Source organism: Roseinatronobacter alkalisoli, from assembly GCF_028745735.1.
GTDB lineage: Bacteria > Pseudomonadota > Alphaproteobacteria > Rhodobacterales > Rhodobacteraceae > Roseinatronobacter > Roseinatronobacter alkalisoli.
The window spans coordinates 1-908 of sequence record NZ_JAQZSM010000125.1; the positions used below are offsets into that span (position 1 = coordinate 1).

The following is a 908-nucleotide window of genomic DNA, read 5'->3' on the forward strand; positions in this document are numbered from 1 at the left end:
CTAAGAATGCAGGAGCATAATTTCGAATATGATAAGATTACTGTCGTTTAGTCTGTTGATACTCTTGGCAGCCCACCCGCTTGCCGCCAGCGAGCCGGTTCTGACCGTGACAGGAGCAATCACGAACGACAAGATCAAGCTCACCCACGACAATCTTCTGGAATTGCCACAGAAACAATTGATCACGGCCACGACCGTTACAGATGGCAGGTCGACATTTGAGGGTTTCCTGATCCGCGACCTGCTGGAAGCGCATGAGTTAAATGGCGAGGTCGTCGTCGCGCGCGCGCTCAATGATTATCAGATAGAGATCCCGATTTCGGATTTTGAACGCTTTGATGTGATCGGAGCATTGTCGATGGATGGTGTGGCGCTCAGCCCGCGCGACAAAGGGCCGATCTGGATTGTCTATCCACGTGACGACCACGCAGAGTTGCAGGACATCCGCTATGATACCCGCTGGGTCTGGCAGCTGATATCCCTGCATGTTCAATGACGGGCGGCACCTTGACAGCGCGACGACAAGGCTGGGCGCTATATGCGCCTTTTCTTCCCGTTTTGATAGTATTTCTGGGGTCGTTGGCCTTTGCTCTGGCGAAATCGTCGACTCTTGAACGTGATATGCGCATCGCCGTCACCCAGAACATGCTTTGGGTAGTCAGCCAGACCCAGATGGAGGCCCATGCGCTGGCGTTTGCTGTGGCACAGCAGGACCGGGACAACAGCCATATCGAGCAGCGCTTTGACCTGACGATCTCTCGCCTGCATTTGCTTGGGCAGGGGCCGCAGGCGCGATATCTGGATGAGATCGGGCATCTGCAAACCGTCAACGATATGGCAACTGCCCTGCTGGAACTGGACCCACAGGTTCTTGGGCATGGCAAGCAGCAGCATCAGGCACTTTTTAG

The 908-nt window shown here is 54.7% G+C and carries 2 protein-coding genes; both read left to right on the forward strand.

The features are described from left to right. Positions 1-28 precede the first annotated feature (28 nt). Positions 29-496, forward strand: coding sequence for a putative pterin-binding protein (locus PUT78_RS23660; protein ID WP_274354659.1), 468 nt, complete (start codon positions 29-31; stop codon positions 494-496). A 125-nt stretch (positions 497-621) separates the two neighbouring features. Further along, positions 622-908 (forward strand): hypothetical protein (locus PUT78_RS23665; RefSeq protein WP_274354660.1); only part of this gene is annotated, 287 nt, incomplete at its 3' end.

Bases quoted from the DNA above. Each gene is read 5' to 3' on its own strand.
- PUT78_RS23660 (WP_274354659.1), top strand. From the start codon at position 29: ATGATAAGATTACTGTCGTTTAGTCTGTTGATACTCTTGGCAGCCCAC.